The sequence below is a fragment of the Vreelandella sp. 21 genome (assembly GCF_050995515.1).
GTDB lineage: Bacteria > Pseudomonadota > Gammaproteobacteria > Pseudomonadales > Halomonadaceae > Vreelandella > Vreelandella alkaliphila.
Map to the genome: position 1 here is coordinate 991,423 of NZ_CP194673.1, position 14,932 is coordinate 1,006,354.

A 14,932-nucleotide genomic window follows, 5' to 3' on the forward strand; every position below is an offset into this window, starting at 1 on the left:
GAGTCAGTCCTTTGAAAAATGTTGGCTTTAAATTGAATATTTAGAATAAAACTCACTGTGAATGATAATCATACACAACTTAAATTAAACTAACCTCTCCTTGATTAAAAAAATGGCTCTTGAAGTCGTGTAAGACCCAAGAGCCACTCGTTATTAGCGAAACTTGCAGGCTGCTATTTTAAACTTCTTGATATAGCTCGCTGCCTTCGCGGCGGAACTTCTCCGCTTGCTCCTGCATGCCACGCTTGACTGCCTCAGAATCGCTTTCAGCGGCATTTTCCGGCGCGCGGTCACGATAGGTATCGCGTACTTCCTGGCTGATCTTCATAGAGCAGAACTTCGGTCCGCACATGGAGCAGAAGTGCGCCACTTTGGCAGAGTCCTTCGGCAGGGTTTCGTCGTGGAATTCACGGGCGGTGTCCGGGTCTAGCCCCAGATTGAATTGGTCTTCCCAGCGGAATTCAAAGCGTGCCTTGGAAAGCGCGTTATCGCGACGTTGTGCCGCCGGGTGACCCTTGGCCAAGTCCGCTGCGTGGGCAGCAATCTTGTAGGTGATGATGCCGGTTTTGACGTCATCTTTATTCGGCAGGCCCAAATGCTCTTTCGGCGTCACATAGCAGAGCATTGCACAGCCAAACCAGCCGATCATGGCTGCACCGATGCCCGAGGTAATGTGGTCATAGCCGGGGGCGATATCGGTGGTCAGTGGGCCGAGGGTATAGAAAGGTGCCTCATGGCACGCCTCAAGCTGCTTATCCATGTTCTCTTTAATCAGGTGCATGGGCACATGGCCAGGGCCCTCGATCATCACCTGAACGTCGTGTTTCCAGGCAATCTTCGTCAGCTCACCCAGGGTCTCCAGCTCAGCGAACTGTGCTTCGTCGTTGGCATCGGCGACTGAGCCGGGGCGCAGACCGTCGCCCAACGAAAACGCTACGTCGTACTGCTTGCAGATCTCACAGATCTCTTCGAAGTGGGTATACAGGAAACTTTCCTGGTGATGATACAAGCACCATTTGGCCATAATGGAACCGCCACGGCTGACAATGCCGGTCACCCGGTTGGCGGTTAGTGGCACATAGCGCAGCAGCACACCCGCGTGAATGGTGAAGTAATCCACGCCCTGTTCAGCTTGTTCAATCAAGGTGTCGCGGAACACTTCCCAGGTCAGGTTTTCGGCAATGCCGTTGACCTTCTCAAGCGCTTGATAGATCGGCACTGTGCCAATCGGCACCGGCGAGTTGCGGATGATCCACTCACGTGTTTCGTGGATATTCTGGCCGGTGGAAAGATCCATAATGGTGTCCGATCCCCAGCGGATACCCCAGGTCATTTTGTCGACTTCTTCTTCAATCGACGAGGTAACTGCCGAGTTACCCAGGTTGCCGTTAATCTTTACCAGGAAATTACGGCCAATAATCATCGGCTCGGATTCTGGGTGGTTGATATTGTTGGGGATAATTGCGCGCCCCCGGGCAACTTCGTCGCGCACAAATTCCGGCGTGATCTCTTCCGGCAATTTTGCACCAAAGCTCTGGCCAGGATGTTGGTGACCAAGAATACGCTCAACTTCAGCGGTGCCTAATGTTTGGCGGCGCTGGTTCTCGCGAATGGCAATAAATTCCATTTCAGGGGTAATAATGCCCTGGCGCGCATAGTGCAGTTGGGTGACATTCTTACCTAGTTTTGCCCGGCGCGGGGTGCGCGTTAAATCAAAACGCAACTGGGCGAGCGTTGGGTCGTTAGCGCGGCGATTGCCGTACTCACTGGTGGGGCCGTCAAGGAACTCGGTATCGTTGCGCTCTTCAATCCAGGCGCGGCGCAGGGCGGGTAGGCCTTTGCGTAAATCGTTGTTGGCGGCTGGGTCGGTGTAAGGGCCAGAGGTGTCGTACACCAGCAGCGGCGGGTTCTCTTCATCAATGCTGCTGGTTTTAGTCGGCGACAGAGTGATTTCCCGAAACGGCACGCGGATATCGGGTCGTGAGCCTTCAACGTACACCTTGCGCGAGGCGGGCAGCGGCTGAATGGCAGCGGCATCGACCTGGGCAGTTTCCGCTAAAAAGTGGCTGGTGTTACTTTTTGAGGTCTCAGTTTTTAAAGTTTTAGTTTCTAAAGTCTTCGTCATGACGGTCGTCTTCCTTCGTTGTTGATTATGGTTATTGTGTTGGCTTAATGGGTGCGACTTTTGTCTGTTAGATCGCTGTCTATCAGATCCAGACCCATCTGCCAGAAATCGATTTCCAGACGCGTGGCGTCGCGGAAGATCTTGCTCAGCTCGGCAAAGCGGGCGGGGGTAACATCGGCCAGGCGGGCGTTGAGCCATTCAAGCTCAGCCTGCATGGCGGCCTGAAACTCCTCGCTTTCGTACATCGCTATCCAAGCATCAAAAGGGTTTTGGCTGCCGCGTAGGGTAGAAGTCTGAGCGTTCAGCCAGTTGGCGATTTCGCCGTAGCCCACTAAGCAAGGAGCCAGCGCTACATGTAAATCGAGCAGGTCGCCGCGATTGCCGGTGTCTAATACGTAGCGGGTATACGCCAAAGTGGCTCTGGCTTCCGGAAGCTCCGCCAGCTCTTGTTCGGAAATCCCCCACTCCTGGCAAAAGCCCACGTGCAGGCCCAGCTCCACATCCACAATGGCTTTTAAACCTTCATGGGCTTGGCGCAGATCAGCCAGCGTAGGGCTTTTATAGGCGGCCAACGCGTAGGCGCGGGCGAAGTGAATCAAAAACAGGTAATCCTGTTTCAAATAGTGGCGAAACGATGCTTCTGGTAGCGCAGCGGAACCCAGCTGGCGGACAAAATCGTGCTCAATATAGGCGCGCCAGTCGTCATGGCAGGCATTAGTAAGATCAGCAAAGCGGTAGCCCATGGTGCCTCCGGTAGTAATGATCCGGAAGGTGGGCGGTTGAGATCGAGGAAATGGCGCAGAAGGTGGCGTGAAACTAAGCCGAGGCCATCGCTTGATCCCTACGCCGGTACCCGCGCGCTCGTTATAGGAGCAGCGCATTAGCCGGATCAGGTTCAGCGGGACCAGCGCTTTGGCAGTATCAAGAAGATACGCCCTGCGCCATCTCAGCCGGATTCACCGGCACCCCGTCAAGCAGTTAGTGCCAAGCAGTCTAGGAGGAGGAGAGAAGAGATGCAAGGGGCACGCGCAAGCACGCGAATTTTGAATATGCAGTCAAAATTGGCTTTGCTCTCTTGGGAATCAATGGGGTAGAGTCAAATTGGATGGCTGCAAAACCCCAATGAATGTGCCGTCGCGTTTATTGGGGGGTTGTAGCGAGGCGTATAATCACTGTTAAGCACTAATCATGAGCCATGAAAAATTAAACGGTGACTTTGAATTATTCAGGAATCATTGCATCGAAATTCGGCACCAGTACAACGTCTACGTGAATCTTTTTAATGAGGATTCTGAGCCTGTATTATCCAAGGTCGCTGCTACTTTTTTTACTGAAATTGCATCGATTATGCATAGAGATTGGAAGCTTCAAGTGTGTAAAATAATGGATGCCGCTGAAATGTATGGTAAAGTAAATATTACTATCGATCTGATCAATAAGCAGTTAGCCGATGAGGGATTAATGGATTCGGAGGTCAACTCGTTATCGTTGGCTTTGAAAGCTTTTGGCGCCAAGGTTAAACCTGCACGTAACAAGCGAATTGCTCATTATGATAGGCTATCTCAAATAAACGGTTCGGATTTGGGTGGAACAACTGAATCTGAATTGGAGGGGTTTTTAAACAACTTGCAAGAGTACTGCGATAAAGTTGGCCGCCTTGTCGGTATAGGACCTTTAGATTTCTCAGGTGGTGGCTGTGCTGGAGATGAGCTTGATTTACTTAAATGTCTAAGAGCGTACTGCAAAAATGCCTAATAAAAAGTGCAACCTGACCTCCACTGCGCCGTTTTTTTTTATGGCTTCTCGCTACGCTACCATAAAAACAAACAACTACGCTCCGGCGGGTTAACTTGGCGTTATACGAAAAATTGTCTATGCATTACAAATATAGGTCATTGGAAAATTTCAAGAACTTTGTCGACATTGTTCTCAATAATAGAATTTATGCAGCGCCATATTTCGAGCTCAATGATCCTATGGAAGGGCTATATACATACGATAGTGGCGCTATAAATAGTGAGTTGGTAAGAAAAATAAAAGGCGAAAAAACCAAAATCAGAATATGCTCCCTTTCACGTCGATTTGATAGCACCCTAATGTGGTCACACTATGCGGATAGCCATAGAGGTGTAGCAATAGGCGTAATCGTACATCCAAAGCATGAGATCAGGTCTGTAACTTATGAGGGGTTGTCTTATGTGCAAAATGCCACAAAGCATGGCAGTCACGAGACTGCGAAAAATGTCTTAACTTGCAAGCTGGAACCGTGGGCCTATGAAGAAGAGGAGCGAGTATTTGTAACAGACTCTAACTACATTGATGTAACTATCAGTCGAATATTTCTAGGTTCAAAAATGGATACTCGCACTAAAAGCTTAGTGAGAAATCTAGTCAGCAAACTCAATCCCGACATACAAGTGGATGAGGCTAATGTTGCAGAAATCGTATAACAAACCAATCAACTTCGCGCCTGCGGCGCCGGACAGCTTACACTACGCTTCGCTGCGTTTCAGCTGCCGGTTATTGGAGCGTTGAGCCTGTAGAAAAACTCCGCTGACGGCTAAGTTTTGGTAGGATCGAGGAGACATACGAGGAGTGGTCAGCATGCCGCGCTTCAAGGCTTATAACTACGATCAGAACGCCATGGTGGTAATCAACTACTACGATCAACTTCAGCCCGGCACCTTTGAGCACGCAGCGCATTACCTGAGCGAGCATAAACTCGATCTGTCAGTTTTCCATAAGACAAATACGGCAAGCGCCATCGCAACTTTGCCAGTCGATAGGTATCTTTTATTATCGAGAACAAACGCTTACCCAATTACACCGACTGGATGAAGCACCGAGTCGATAGCCCTAAAGGCAAACAGATCTACAGCCATCGTATGTCAGTAGTGGAACCGGTGTTCGGCAATATTGGCACGACGAAACGACGGAACCGATTCAGCCTTCGGAGTAAGAAAAAAGTGCAAGGTCAGTGGCAGCTCTACTGCTTGGTGCACAATATTGAGAAGTTAGCGAATTATGGTCATTTGGCCGCATCATGAAGGGCCTAGAGCGGGGCAAATTGCTTTGTGAACCCACCAAGCCGTCTTCAGCGGGCTTAAGCTGGGTGCCTAAGTGGCTAAATACCGATATTAAGATTACTCAGCCAGATGATTGGCTGGGTAAATGAATAAGGACAGCAGGCGGTGGAAACGGCTCGAAATCGGGTTTTTCTACAGCCTCGTTATGTTTCAGGTTCAATTTTCGTAAAATGAGGTAGATATGGCGTTTTGGCGTATGCAGTTACACCCAGATGATTCTGGGAATTCAGCTTTTCATTCTGCACAGAGTTTATCCGCAGGATTTATTGGTTTAGATTTTGCTGAGCGTGTAGGCGATTTAGAGTTTGAAGATTTGGAGAAGATTCCTCAACACCAAAAAGATTATGTTGCGTTTGAAAACCAAATGAAGATCGGTGATAAAGTTCTAATTATCTCTCATCACTTTCCATTTGCTGTTTGTAATGTATCCGGTGACTACAACTATATAAAAACTCCAGTGCCAGAGTTGGGTGTATGGTTCCGACATTTTCGAAGAGTAGACAACGTGAAGTATTTTTCTGATTTTAAAACCAACGCAAAAGCTTGGCAGCAAATAAAAATGACAGACACAATTTCCCCACTTGTTAACGAAGGGACTTTATCACTGAATCTAATTCGTGAGATGTATCCTGAAACTTAACAAAGCATTTAAGAGTGATTCGCAACGCTTGCCGCTTTCGCTTCGCTCAAAGTATAGGAAAGCGCTGCTCACACCTTAATGCGGCGTTATTCGGAACGTTCGTTTTGACGTACGTACCAAAGCGTACAATTGATAAAAAGTTAAACACGCAAGAGGTGCGTCATGACCGGAATCACAGCAACGGAGGCGCGCAGCAACCTTTATCGGTTGATTGACGAGACCGCCGAGTCCCACCAACCGATCGTCATCATGGGTAAGCGGAACAAAGCCGTCTTGGTTTCCGAGGAAGACTGGTCTGCCATTCAGGAAACGCTTTACCTGCTCTCCGTACCGGGTATGCGGGAGTCTATTCGTGAGGGAATGGATACCTCCGTGGATGAGTGCGATGAGGAGCTGGACTGGTGACATGGACGTTGGTTTACACCAAACAAGCCCAGAAGGACGCAAAGAAGCTGGCTTCAAGCGGCCTCAAGCCAAAAGCCCAAGAGTTGTTGGCCCTAATTGCAGAAGCTCCGTACCGCAAGCCGCCCCCGTTTGAGAAGCCCATAGGTGATATTGCGGGCGCCTATTCACGCCGCATCAATATTCAGCATCGTTTGGTCTACCAAGTGCTAGAAGACGAGCAAGTAGTGAAAGTCCTCAGGCTATGGAGCTACTACGAATAATGCATAACTGGCCGCTGTTGCCGGACCGTTTTTCCACCGCCTCGCGGCTCCAAAATTGCCGCAACGCTCTGTATTAACCCGCGAGTCTGTCTTTGGGGCGCTGGTTTAACACCTTCGAAAGGGCCGCGCTTGTTCACACCATCATTAAACCCTGTTTACGTACTGGTGGCGCGTAAGCGGCGTCTACCTGTGCCAGATCATCTTCGTCGAGCCTGATGCTATCTGCGTAGGCGTTCTGTTTGAGGTGATCCAGGCTCACGGCTTTCGGGATGGCAATCACACCGGGGTGGCGCAGTGCCCAGGCAAGGGCGATTTGCGCGGGGGTGGCGCTGTGTTTGTCAGCGATGCGTTGTATGGTGGCGTTACGCAGCAGCGCGCCACCTTGCCCAATGGGACAGTAAGCCATTAGCGGCATGTTATGTTGCGCCTGCCAGGGCAGCAGGTCGTATTCAATGCCGCGTGCTTCGGGGTTGTAGAGCACCTGATTAGTGACGCACGCGGGCGCGTTTAGCTCCGCTAGGTCGTCAACGTCAAAGTTTGATACGCCCCAACGCAGAATCTTGCCTTGCTCGCGCAGCCGCTCGAACGCTTCTACGGTTTCGCTCAATGGGTACTGGCCGCGCCAGTGCAGCAGGTAGAGATCAATTGTATCGGTGCCCAATCGGCGTAGGCTGCGCTCGCAGGCAGCTTGAACACCCTGGGTGCTGGCGTTGTGCGGGTAAACCTTGCTGACTAGATACACCTGATCGCGCCGGTCACGAATCGCTTGGCCAACAATTTCTTCAGCGCCGCCCTCGGCATACATCTCAGCGGTATCAATCAGTGTCATGCCCAGTTCCAGGCCTTCACGCAGCGCCCTGATTTCAGCTTGGCGCTGCCCGGCATCCTCGCCCATATGCCAGGTGCCCTGGCCGATACGGGGTACGCTGTCTCCGCCTAGCTCAATCGTCTGCATGTCTATCTCCTTAGCATAGGGTCGGACTATAAAGTGTAGCGCTACTCAAATTGGGGGGCGTCGGGCCAGGAGGCATGTAAGACCATCGCCACCGACCACTGTTAAGTTAGTGTTTAAGTCGTCGAGGGAGTATTTATATTATCGATGGGGAGGTCACATCAACACCGTATGCTCTACCACCACCATCACGCCAATCCCAATCAATACAATGCCACCTGCGAGTTCTGCCCAGTGGCCTACGTATTTGCCAAATTTATGGCCTAGCAGCGTTCCCATGGAAGCCATCACCGTAGTAGCAAGGCCAATGGCGAGACTGGTGGTAATGATGTTCACATCAATAAACGCAAGGCTGGCGCCCACGGCCATGGCGTCTAGACTGGTGGCAGTGGCGGTTAGTACCAGCAGCCACAGGGTTTGTTTGCGATGCTCTACTTTTTCTTCTTTCTTCAGCCCTTCGACTATCATGTGCAGGCCGATAATGGTCAGTAGTGTAAACGCGACCCAGTGGTCCCAGGTTTCTACGTACTGCTGAGAAGCCTTGCCAGCCACCCAGCCGAGTACCGGGGTGATGGCCTCGACAATGCCGAATATTAAACCAATGCCTACCGCGTGTCGGAAGCGGGGCTTGCGCAGCTCTGCCCCTTTGCTGATGGATGCCGCAAACGCATCCGCTGACATGGAAACTGCTAAAAAAAGCAGGGCAACAGGTGTCATGATAGAAGGGCTCGTTTAATGAGACTAAAGGTGTGAAACAAGATGCTCGAGTGATAAAAGTAGGGTTTGAATAGCGCTGAATCCTATCAGGTTTTACTTTGATAACAAGTTAGTCAATGAAAAATAAAGTTAGTTATAACGAATAAATATAGCCTTGGCTAACAATGTGTCTGTTAGCTGATTTTGTTGGCTTTTTGAGCTTAAATAGTTTGTTGATTTATTTTTTTATATTGATGATGTTCAGATATAAAAATAGTCTTTATAAGGAAGGTCGGTAGGTTGATCACTCCTCCTTTAACAGTGAGAAGATCTTCTCAGGGTTACACTAATGAAGCTCTAGATGCACCTTGGGGAATGTCTGTTTAAAGCGTGCAGTAATCGGCGGCAGTGCATAGCGAGCTGTGTCTAATCCTATGTCGTATTTAATATTCTTAAAAAGAAAATTAAATACGACTTTTATTTCACGATTATATTTTTAGATGTCATTATCGTTTTTCTTCAATCAGCGGCAGAGGAGGTTTGGCATTTGTGCTGCTTAAACAGCCACCACACATCGAAGCCAAATGAGTAGCTGAGTGTGACTAACGCACTCAGTGCGAGCAGGCTGGCAGCAAGAGGAGAGGTGAGTGGCGTTAACGCCAGCAGCAATGCAACGACTTGCCACACGCACACTGCTTTACGCCGGAAACTTTCGAATAACGGTGCTTTTAACCACGCAAATGGCCAGCTAGCGGCGATAAATAAATAACGCATGCCGCCAATCAGTAGCACCCAAGCGCCTAGATGTTCGCTCTGCAATAATCCGATGCAGAGTATCAGGATTAATACTGCATCCAGTTCCATATCAAAGCGTGCGCCAAACGTGGTATGGGTTTTAGTGCGCCTGGCAATCCAGCCATCCACACCGTCCAGTAATAGCGCGATAACAGCGACCGCTAGCCATAGCCAAATTGCGTCAGTAAAGGCATTCGCTGCCAGTGCCCCTGCCACGATGGCGACGAGTACGCCGCGCCCAAGCGTTACTCGGTTTGCCCAACCGAGCGGGCCATGGGGCCAAAAACTTACCACCAGTGCGCCCATCACGACGTAGAAGCCAGCTGCCAACCACCAGTTTGCAGCGCTGGCGACTAATCCCGGCAGCATCGCGCCCAAGCCTGCGAGTAACAGGCTAGCCAGGGCTATCTCAGCCAAGGTGTAAAGCCGCTTGGGTAAAGAGATGCTGGAGGTGTTGGAGAAAGAGGGCATGCTTACTCGCAGAGCGGCTTACTGGTCCGCGGTTGAATTAAAGTGTGCAAATTATTTCCTATGTACCATTCTTGTATAAGAAGGTATGGTTGTCCATGATGTGGATACATTTGTTTTAAATCATCTTCACGCTTACATGGGTTAAGCAACCGCTTCGCTTTCTAGGCTACGCTGTAAGGATGGATGAAGCGCTTAAACCATAAGGAAATGTCATGTTGCTGCCTGATACCGCTACGGCTTTTTGGGTGACCCGCCCTACGCATGGTGAGCTCAAGCAGGAGCCACTAGCGTCACCCGCTGAAAATGAGGTTCTGATTCGTGCCCTATACAGCGGTGTTAGCCGCGGCACTGAATCGCTCGTGTTTAACGCGCGGGTGCCGGAAAGTGAATATTCGCGTATGCGCGCCCCCTTTCAAGCGGGGGAGTTTCCTACTCCTGTGAAATATGGCTACTGCAACATTGGTTATGTGGAGCAGGGGCCTGATCATTTATTTAATAAAACCGTTTTTTGCCTTTTTCCGCACCAGGACTACTACGTCGTGCCTGTCGACGCTGTTTTAGCACTCCCCGACGATGTGCCCGCTTACCGTGCCGTGCTAACCGCCAATATGGAAACTGCCATTAACGGTGTGTGGGATGCTAACCCCATGCTTGGCGAGCGTGTGTGTGTGGTGGGCGCTGGCGTCGTCGGTGTACTGGTGGCGTATCTGTGTGCGCAAATCCCAGGTGTAGAAGTACGCCTGATCGACATTAATCCTCAGAGAGAAACCCTGGCAACGCATTTAGGCATTTCTTTCTGTACGCCAGAACAGGCACCCACCGACCAAGATTGCGTGATTCACGCTAGTGGTCAGCCGGATGGTCTGAGGCTGGCTATGGGCTTGTTGGGCAATGAAGGCCGCGTGATTGAAATGAGCTGGTTTGGTGAAGGCGATGTGTCGCTGCCGCTCGGTGGCGATTTTCACTCCCAGCGTTTAACGCTTCGTGCCAGCCAGGTTGGGCAATTGCCTGCCAAGTTGCAGCCGCGCTGGAATTATCGCCGCCGTTTAGCGCTCGCTTTACGCTTACTCACCGACCAGCGGTTAGATGCACTGATCAGCGGTGAAAGCGATTTTGCCGATTTTCCAACGCTAGCGCCTGCTCTGTTTGGGCCAGGTAGCACAGCGCTTTGCCATCGAATTCGTTATCCATTACCCGCTTAATTAATGCGGCTTAATTAAGTGCGAATTAGTTAGAACGACCTCGCTAAAAAGGTCTGGTTAATACGACAGGAGTGTCTATGTATCGTTTATGCGTTCGTGACCATTTCATGATTGCCCACAGTTTTAATGGGGAAATATTCGGCCCTGCCCAGCGCACTCACGGTGCCACCTATGTAGTAGACGTGGTGTTTCAGCGCCCTGAACTTGACCAGGATGGTCTAGTGATTGATATCGGTTTGGCTAGTGAGACGGTTAAAGAGGTGCTGGCGGATTACAACTATCGCAACCTTGATGAGGTGAGCGAGTTTAGCGGTAAAAACACCACCACGGAATTTATGGCCAAGGTGATTTTTGACCAGCTGGCGGCTGCCATTAAAGCAGGAAAAATGGGCACCACCGCTCAGGGGCTGACGCACATGGAGATCAAGCTGCATGAATCTCATGTGGCGTGGGCAAGCTATGAAGGGGCGCTATGAGCCCGCCATTGACCTTGATAGTGGCTGGCGATCCAGACCAGCGTACCGGTGGGTATATTTACGACGCCCATATTGTCGCTGCACTGCGCGAGCGTGGGCTGGTTATCAATGTGGTGGGGTTGTCTGGGCGTTTTCCTGATGCCGATGATGAGGCCGCCCAGTCGCTCTCCGATACGCTTTCCGCGTTGCAGGACCATGCGCGGGTCATTATCGACGGCCTGGCCATGGGGGCGCTGCCAGAGGTAGTGGCTGTCCACGCTGAGCGCCTGGATATCACAGCGCTGCTGCATCATCCGTTGGGCGATGAGCAGGGCTTGAGTGACACAGAACAGCAGCGTTTTCACCGTAGTGAATTACGTGGGCTGGCGCACGTGAATAGAGTGATTGTGACCAGCCGTTTTACTGAGCGTCGCGTAAGGGCATTGGCGGAACAGTACGCGTTGCCATTTAGTGCCTCTATCAGCGTGGTGGAACCTGGGGTTGAACGTGCCCCGGTCAGCCCCGCGGCGCAACCCAACGAACCTATCCGCCTGCTATGCGTGGCAACGCTGACCCCGCGTAAAGGGCAGGATATTTTGGTTCAAGCCTTGGCAGGTGTTGAGCGTGGACACTGGCGATGCGACTGCTTTGGCGGTGCTCGTGATGCTGCGTTTACGGATCGCGTTCAAACATTGATCGACAACCATCAGCTTGGCGATGGGGTAACGCTTCACGGCGAATGTGATGCCGCAACCCTGGAAGCCGCTTATCAGAACGCTCATGCACTGGTGTTGCCTTCTTGGTATGAAGGTTACGGCATGGTGGTGACTGAAGCGCTAGCCCATGGCTTGCCCGTTATCACCACCACCGGCGGTGCGCTGCAGGATACCTTACCCAAAGGGGCTGGCATCAGCGTAGCACCGGGGGATGTTGAGGCGCTGTCGAGTGCTCTGGCGGCTTTCTGCCACGATCAGACACTACGTACTGAACTACGCGCAGGCGCCGCCGCTGCACGTGCCCGCTTGGGTGACTGGCAGGCTGCAGGAAAGGCGTTTGCCGAGGCGCTGCAGCACTCTTCGACATTGTCGGCGGGAAGCCAATTTGCAGCGGATTGGTTATCGCTGCGTGAAAGCGTCGATGCCAGTTCGCGCAGCCAAGCGTTGGTGGAGGCGTTAGCGAGCTGGTTATCAGAACATCAGCGGAGAGCAGAAGCTTCGCTGCTGACAGAAGCTTCCTCGCCAGTGATACTGGCGGATTTAGGCTGTGGACGGGGAAGTAATAGCCAGTTTCTTGCGCCTCGCTTGCACCATGCCCAGCGCTGGATGCTGATTGACCATGACTCTGCCTTACTTAATCAAGCCTACTCGCGAACCGGGCAATTGAACACGGGTAAAGGTGAGCCGCTCCAGGTCGAAACCCACTGTGTTTCCCTTAAGCAGTTTGACCACCCAGCACTTACGCACTGCGACGTAGTGACGGCATCTGCGCTGATCGATTTAGTATCTCAAGAGTGGATTGATGCCTTGGCTGCACAGTGTGCTAAACATCGCCAAGCGCTTCTTATCACTCTAAGCATTACTGGCGAATGGTACTTTACCAATGCCCAGCAGCAACCTCTGAACGGCCTTGATGATCGCTGGATCAGTGAACTGTTCAACGCGCACCAGCGTCGGGATAAGGGCTTAGGCGATGCATTAGGCGGCGATGCTCACAGCGCGCTAGTTAAAGCGATGGCTGACTACGGTTATCGTGTTAACGAGGCTGAAACGCCGTGGCGATTGGCGGCGGGTAAGCCAGCGCAGTACCCCTTAATGTGCGCGTTGATTGAAGGATGGGCGAGCGCTGCTACCGAACAGGCTCCAGAAGCGGCGTCACGTATTGCTCGGTGGCGTGATGAGCGCTTAGGTCAGGTAGCCAAAGGCGAGATCGGTATTTGGGTGGGCCACCGCGACTTGCTGGCGCTGCCAGCGGACGAGGGCTAACCCCATGCGACGCTGGCGCTGGCTGAGAACCCCGTGGGTGCAAAAAGGGTTAGTGAGCTTAGGGCTGCTGGCCGCTGTTGCCCTGTGGGTAGAGCCAGACGCGGTAATGGCAGAAGTGCAGCGTTTTGCGCCGGGCTGGATGGCCCTCGCACTACTTATCAGTGTGCTGCAAGTGATGCTGAGCGCGTGGCGATGGCAATTGACGGCAGGCTTAATCGACGTGCCGCTGTGCTACCGTTATGCACTGCGGGAGTACTACTTAGCGTTGTTGGTTAACCAGTTGCTGCCTGGTGGCGTGCTGGGTGATGCAGGTCGTGCCCATCGCCATGCCCGTCAGTCTTCTTCAAAGGGTAGTGCTTGGCGTGCGGTGGTGATTGAGCGTGCTTCTGGGCAATTGGCGATTGCACTTTACACACTAATCGCCTTGTTCACGTCACCACTCTGGCTAACAGCGCTGGGCTTAAGTGGTTTGATGGTAGTGGCGAGCGTAGCGGTTATCGTGATGGTGGCCGGTGTGACGCTGATGGTCTGGTTGCGGCGCTCGGCGGTAACGCTACCCGCTTGGTGTGCTGCATTAGGACAGGATATGCGCCGCGGGCTACTGCAGCGTGACGTATGGCCACGGCAACTGATCTCTTCTCTTGCTATTGTGCTTAGCTATGGCCTGGTAATGGTCTGTGCGGCTCGGGCAATCGGCGTGGAGCTGGCGACCTTAGATATTTTAGCGTTGGCTCCAGTGTTGCTGCTTGCCATGCTGGTGCCCCTTTCGATTGCCGGGTGGGGGTTGCGGGAAGGCGCCGCCGCAGGCATTTGGATGTTTGTTGGCTTGCCTTCGGCGCAAGGTGTGGCGATATCACTGGCTTATGGTGTGTTAGTGCTGATTTCTAGCCTGCCAGGCATTTGGGTGGCGCTGGCCTCGCGAACACGTGCTATGCAATCCAGTTCTCCGCCATCCAGTTCTCCGCCATCCAGTGCTGCGTCAGGCAGTGCGCCCGCTCAGCACTACGTCGAAGAGTGTGTCGTCCCCGCACCGGAAAGAGCGCATCGTCGGGCGCAACGCACTCTCAAGGGTGTCGATGGGCGTCATCTGCAGCCCAGGCCTGCCGGAACCGATAATCAGTGGCGCAACCAGCAAATGCAGGCGGTCAACCGCATTTGCTTCAATGAACTGCGAAACAGTGACGCCGCCGCCTTCTACCAATACCCGCGTAAGTCCACGATCTGCCAGCCAGGTAATAACGTCGGCAGGGCGGAACTGACCGTTGATATCCAGCGGCAGCACGCAGTGTTCGGCGGCCGTTGGCGCCACCGTTACCTCTGGCCCGGTGAGGTGCAGAGTGGGTGCGGTAGGCGTGGTAAACAGTGCCAAATCAACGGGCACGCGTCCTCGTGGGTCAATCACCACTCGGGTAGGGTGCTTCCCCGTTACGCGGCGCACGGTGAGCTGAGGATTATCAGCACTCGCCGTGCCTGCGCCGATCACCACGGCATCGGCCAGCGCACGCAGTCGGTGCAGGTGCACCAAGCTTTCAACGCCATTGATGTAGTGGGAGTGACCGCTTTCCGTAGCGATGCGCCCATCCAGGCTCTGCCCCAGTTGGGCAACCACCCAGCTCGAATGACGCACCAGTGGCAGCAAACACGTCAACAGCTCCTGCGCGGCGCTTGTAACAGGGGCAGAAGAGTGCCAACCATGGGTATCAAGCGTCATTGTGACGTCACTTCTGATGCCCTGCTTAGTGTCCAACAACCATGCCCACGCTTGGTCGGTATCGATCGTCACTTCATTGGTGCTAGGCATGGTATCTCCACTCAAAAAACAGCAACTCATCATGCGGGGCCATGTTGCCCGACGCAAGCAAA

15 protein-coding genes, 2 pseudogenes and 1 riboswitch are annotated in these 14,932 nt (G+C 52.4%); of the genes and pseudogenes, 11 read left to right on the forward strand and 6 right to left on the reverse strand.

Going from position 1 to position 14,932, the window contains the following annotated elements; genetic code table 11:
• Window positions 1–178: 178 nt before the first annotated feature.
• On the reverse strand, window positions 179–2,125 hold the full coding sequence (thiC, locus tag ACN06F_RS04545) for a phosphomethylpyrimidine synthase ThiC (protein WP_433924747.1): 1,947 nt from the start codon (window positions 2,123–2,125) through the stop codon (window positions 179–181).
• 44 nt (window positions 2,126–2,169) lie between these two features.
• On the reverse strand, window positions 2,170–2,868 hold the full coding sequence (gene tenA, locus ACN06F_RS04550) for a thiaminase II (protein WP_095602492.1): 699 nt from the start codon (window positions 2,866–2,868) through the stop codon (window positions 2,170–2,172).
• A gap of 78 nt (window positions 2,869–2,946) precedes the next feature.
• Window positions 2,947–3,105: riboswitch (TPP riboswitch) on the reverse strand.
• A 208-nt stretch (window positions 3,106–3,313) separates the two neighbouring features.
• Between tenA and ACN06F_RS04555 the strand changes: the two genes are divergently transcribed.
• The 7 genes and pseudogenes from ACN06F_RS04555 (at window position 3,314) to ACN06F_RS04585 (ending at window position 6,516) form a co-directional block, all read left to right on the forward strand.
• On the forward strand, window positions 3,314–3,880 hold the full coding sequence (locus ACN06F_RS04555; protein WP_433924748.1) for a hypothetical protein: 567 nt from the start codon (window positions 3,314–3,316) through the stop codon (window positions 3,878–3,880).
• Window positions 3,881–3,999: 119 nt separating this feature from the next.
• A complete protein-coding gene (locus ACN06F_RS04560) occupies window positions 4,000–4,575 on the forward strand; it encodes a DUF2971 domain-containing protein (RefSeq protein ID WP_433924749.1) in 576 nt (191 codons plus the stop codon).
• Between the two features lie 154 nt (window positions 4,576–4,729).
• Window positions 4,730–4,963 carry a hypothetical protein gene (locus ACN06F_RS04565; RefSeq protein WP_433924750.1) on the forward strand — a complete coding sequence of 78 codons (234 nt, stop codon included), beginning with the start codon at window positions 4,730–4,732 and terminating at the stop codon, window positions 4,961–4,963.
• Window positions 4,933–5,172 (forward strand): annotated as a pseudogene (locus ACN06F_RS04570) (transposase); the annotation flags it as partial. The gene ACN06F_RS04565 and the pseudogene ACN06F_RS04570, both read left to right, overlap by 31 nt.
• Before the next feature lie 220 nt (window positions 5,173–5,392).
• Window positions 5,393–5,851, forward strand: coding sequence for a hypothetical protein (locus tag ACN06F_RS04575; protein WP_120385563.1), 459 nt, complete (start codon window positions 5,393–5,395; stop codon window positions 5,849–5,851).
• Window positions 5,852–6,013: 162 nt separating this feature from the next.
• On the forward strand, window positions 6,014–6,256 hold the full coding sequence (locus ACN06F_RS04580; protein WP_009722422.1) for a type II toxin-antitoxin system Phd/YefM family antitoxin: 243 nt from the start codon (window positions 6,014–6,016) through the stop codon (window positions 6,254–6,256).
• Window positions 6,253–6,516, forward strand: a complete 264-nt coding sequence (locus tag ACN06F_RS04585) for a Txe/YoeB family addiction module toxin (RefSeq protein WP_433924751.1) — start codon at window positions 6,253–6,255, stop codon at window positions 6,514–6,516. The genes ACN06F_RS04580 and ACN06F_RS04585 overlap by 4 nt, the downstream gene beginning before the upstream one ends.
• 133 nt (window positions 6,517–6,649) lie before the next feature.
• On the opposite strand, the gene ACN06F_RS04590 is transcribed toward ACN06F_RS04585, so the two are convergent.
• The 3 genes from ACN06F_RS04590 to ACN06F_RS04600 all read right to left on the reverse strand — a co-directional run bounded on the left by ACN06F_RS04590 (window position 6,650) and on the right by ACN06F_RS04600 (window position 9,430).
• Window positions 6,650–7,471: an aldo/keto reductase gene (locus tag ACN06F_RS04590; RefSeq protein WP_433924752.1), complete on the reverse strand. Its 822-nt coding sequence runs from the start codon at window positions 7,469–7,471 to the stop codon at window positions 6,650–6,652.
• A gap of 153 nt (window positions 7,472–7,624) precedes the next feature.
• Window positions 7,625–8,185, reverse strand: coding sequence for a manganese efflux pump MntP (locus ACN06F_RS04595; RefSeq protein WP_433924753.1), 561 nt, complete (start codon window positions 8,183–8,185; stop codon window positions 7,625–7,627).
• 498 nt (window positions 8,186–8,683) lie between these two features.
• Window positions 8,684–9,430, reverse strand: coding sequence for a CDP-alcohol phosphatidyltransferase family protein (locus ACN06F_RS04600; protein WP_433924754.1), 747 nt, complete (start codon window positions 9,428–9,430; stop codon window positions 8,684–8,686).
• Window positions 9,431–9,642: 212 nt separating this feature from the next.
• On the opposite strand from ACN06F_RS04600, the gene ACN06F_RS04605 reads away from it, so the two are divergent.
• The 4 genes and pseudogenes from ACN06F_RS04605 to ACN06F_RS04620 form a co-directional block, all read left to right on the forward strand.
• The gene (locus ACN06F_RS04605) at window positions 9,643–10,632 is read left to right on the forward strand and encodes a zinc-dependent alcohol dehydrogenase (protein WP_433924755.1); all 990 of its coding nucleotides are present in this window, start codon (window positions 9,643–9,645) and stop codon (window positions 10,630–10,632) included.
• A gap of 77 nt (window positions 10,633–10,709) precedes the next feature.
• Window positions 10,710–11,108, forward strand: a complete 399-nt coding sequence (locus ACN06F_RS04610; RefSeq protein ID WP_009722429.1) for a 6-pyruvoyl trahydropterin synthase family protein — start codon at window positions 10,710–10,712, stop codon at window positions 11,106–11,108.
• Entirely contained in the window at window positions 11,105–13,069 is a 1,965-nt protein-coding gene (locus ACN06F_RS04615) for a glycosyltransferase (protein ID WP_433924756.1), read from the forward strand. The genes ACN06F_RS04610 and ACN06F_RS04615 overlap by 4 nt, the downstream gene beginning before the upstream one ends.
• 4 nt (window positions 13,070–13,073) lie before the next feature.
• Window positions 13,074–13,943, forward strand: a pseudogene (locus ACN06F_RS04620) (lysylphosphatidylglycerol synthase transmembrane domain-containing protein); the annotation flags it as partial.
• A 105-nt stretch (window positions 13,944–14,048) separates the two neighbouring features.
• Here the strand turns inward: ACN06F_RS04620 and ACN06F_RS04625 are convergent.
• Window positions 14,049–14,903, reverse strand: a complete 855-nt coding sequence (locus ACN06F_RS04625) for a RibD family protein (RefSeq protein WP_319618844.1) — start codon at window positions 14,901–14,903, stop codon at window positions 14,049–14,051.
• Between the last annotated feature and the right edge of the window lie 29 nt (window positions 14,904–14,932).

Coding starts and splice junctions, on each gene's coding strand:
- thiC (WP_433924747.1), bottom strand. CDS start 2,125: ATGACGAAGACTTTAGAAACTAAAACTTTAAAAACTGAGACCTCAAAA.
- tenA (WP_095602492.1), bottom strand. CDS start 2,868: ATGGGCTACCGCTTTGCTGATCTTACTAATGCCTGCCATGACGACTGG.
- ACN06F_RS04555 (WP_433924748.1), top strand. CDS start 3,314: ATGAGCCATGAAAAATTAAACGGTGACTTTGAATTATTCAGGAATCAT.
- ACN06F_RS04560 (WP_433924749.1), top strand. CDS start 4,000: ATGCATTACAAATATAGGTCATTGGAAAATTTCAAGAACTTTGTCGAC.
- ACN06F_RS04565 (WP_433924750.1), top strand. CDS start 4,730: ATGCCGCGCTTCAAGGCTTATAACTACGATCAGAACGCCATGGTGGTA.
- ACN06F_RS04575 (WP_120385563.1), top strand. CDS start 5,393: ATGGCGTTTTGGCGTATGCAGTTACACCCAGATGATTCTGGGAATTCA.
- ACN06F_RS04580 (WP_009722422.1), top strand. CDS start 6,014: ATGACCGGAATCACAGCAACGGAGGCGCGCAGCAACCTTTATCGGTTG.
- ACN06F_RS04590 (WP_433924752.1), bottom strand. CDS start 7,471: ATGCAGACGATTGAGCTAGGCGGAGACAGCGTACCCCGTATCGGCCAG.
- ACN06F_RS04595 (WP_433924753.1), bottom strand. CDS start 8,185: ATGACACCTGTTGCCCTGCTTTTTTTAGCAGTTTCCATGTCAGCGGAT.
- ACN06F_RS04600 (WP_433924754.1), bottom strand. CDS start 9,430: ATGCCCTCTTTCTCCAACACCTCCAGCATCTCTTTACCCAAGCGGCTT.
- ACN06F_RS04605 (WP_433924755.1), top strand. CDS start 9,643: ATGTTGCTGCCTGATACCGCTACGGCTTTTTGGGTGACCCGCCCTACG.
- ACN06F_RS04610 (WP_009722429.1), top strand. CDS start 10,710: ATGTATCGTTTATGCGTTCGTGACCATTTCATGATTGCCCACAGTTTT.
- ACN06F_RS04615 (WP_433924756.1), top strand. CDS start 11,105: ATGAGCCCGCCATTGACCTTGATAGTGGCTGGCGATCCAGACCAGCGT.
- ACN06F_RS04625 (WP_319618844.1), bottom strand. CDS start 14,903: ATGATGAGTTGCTGTTTTTTGAGTGGAGATACCATGCCTAGCACCAAT.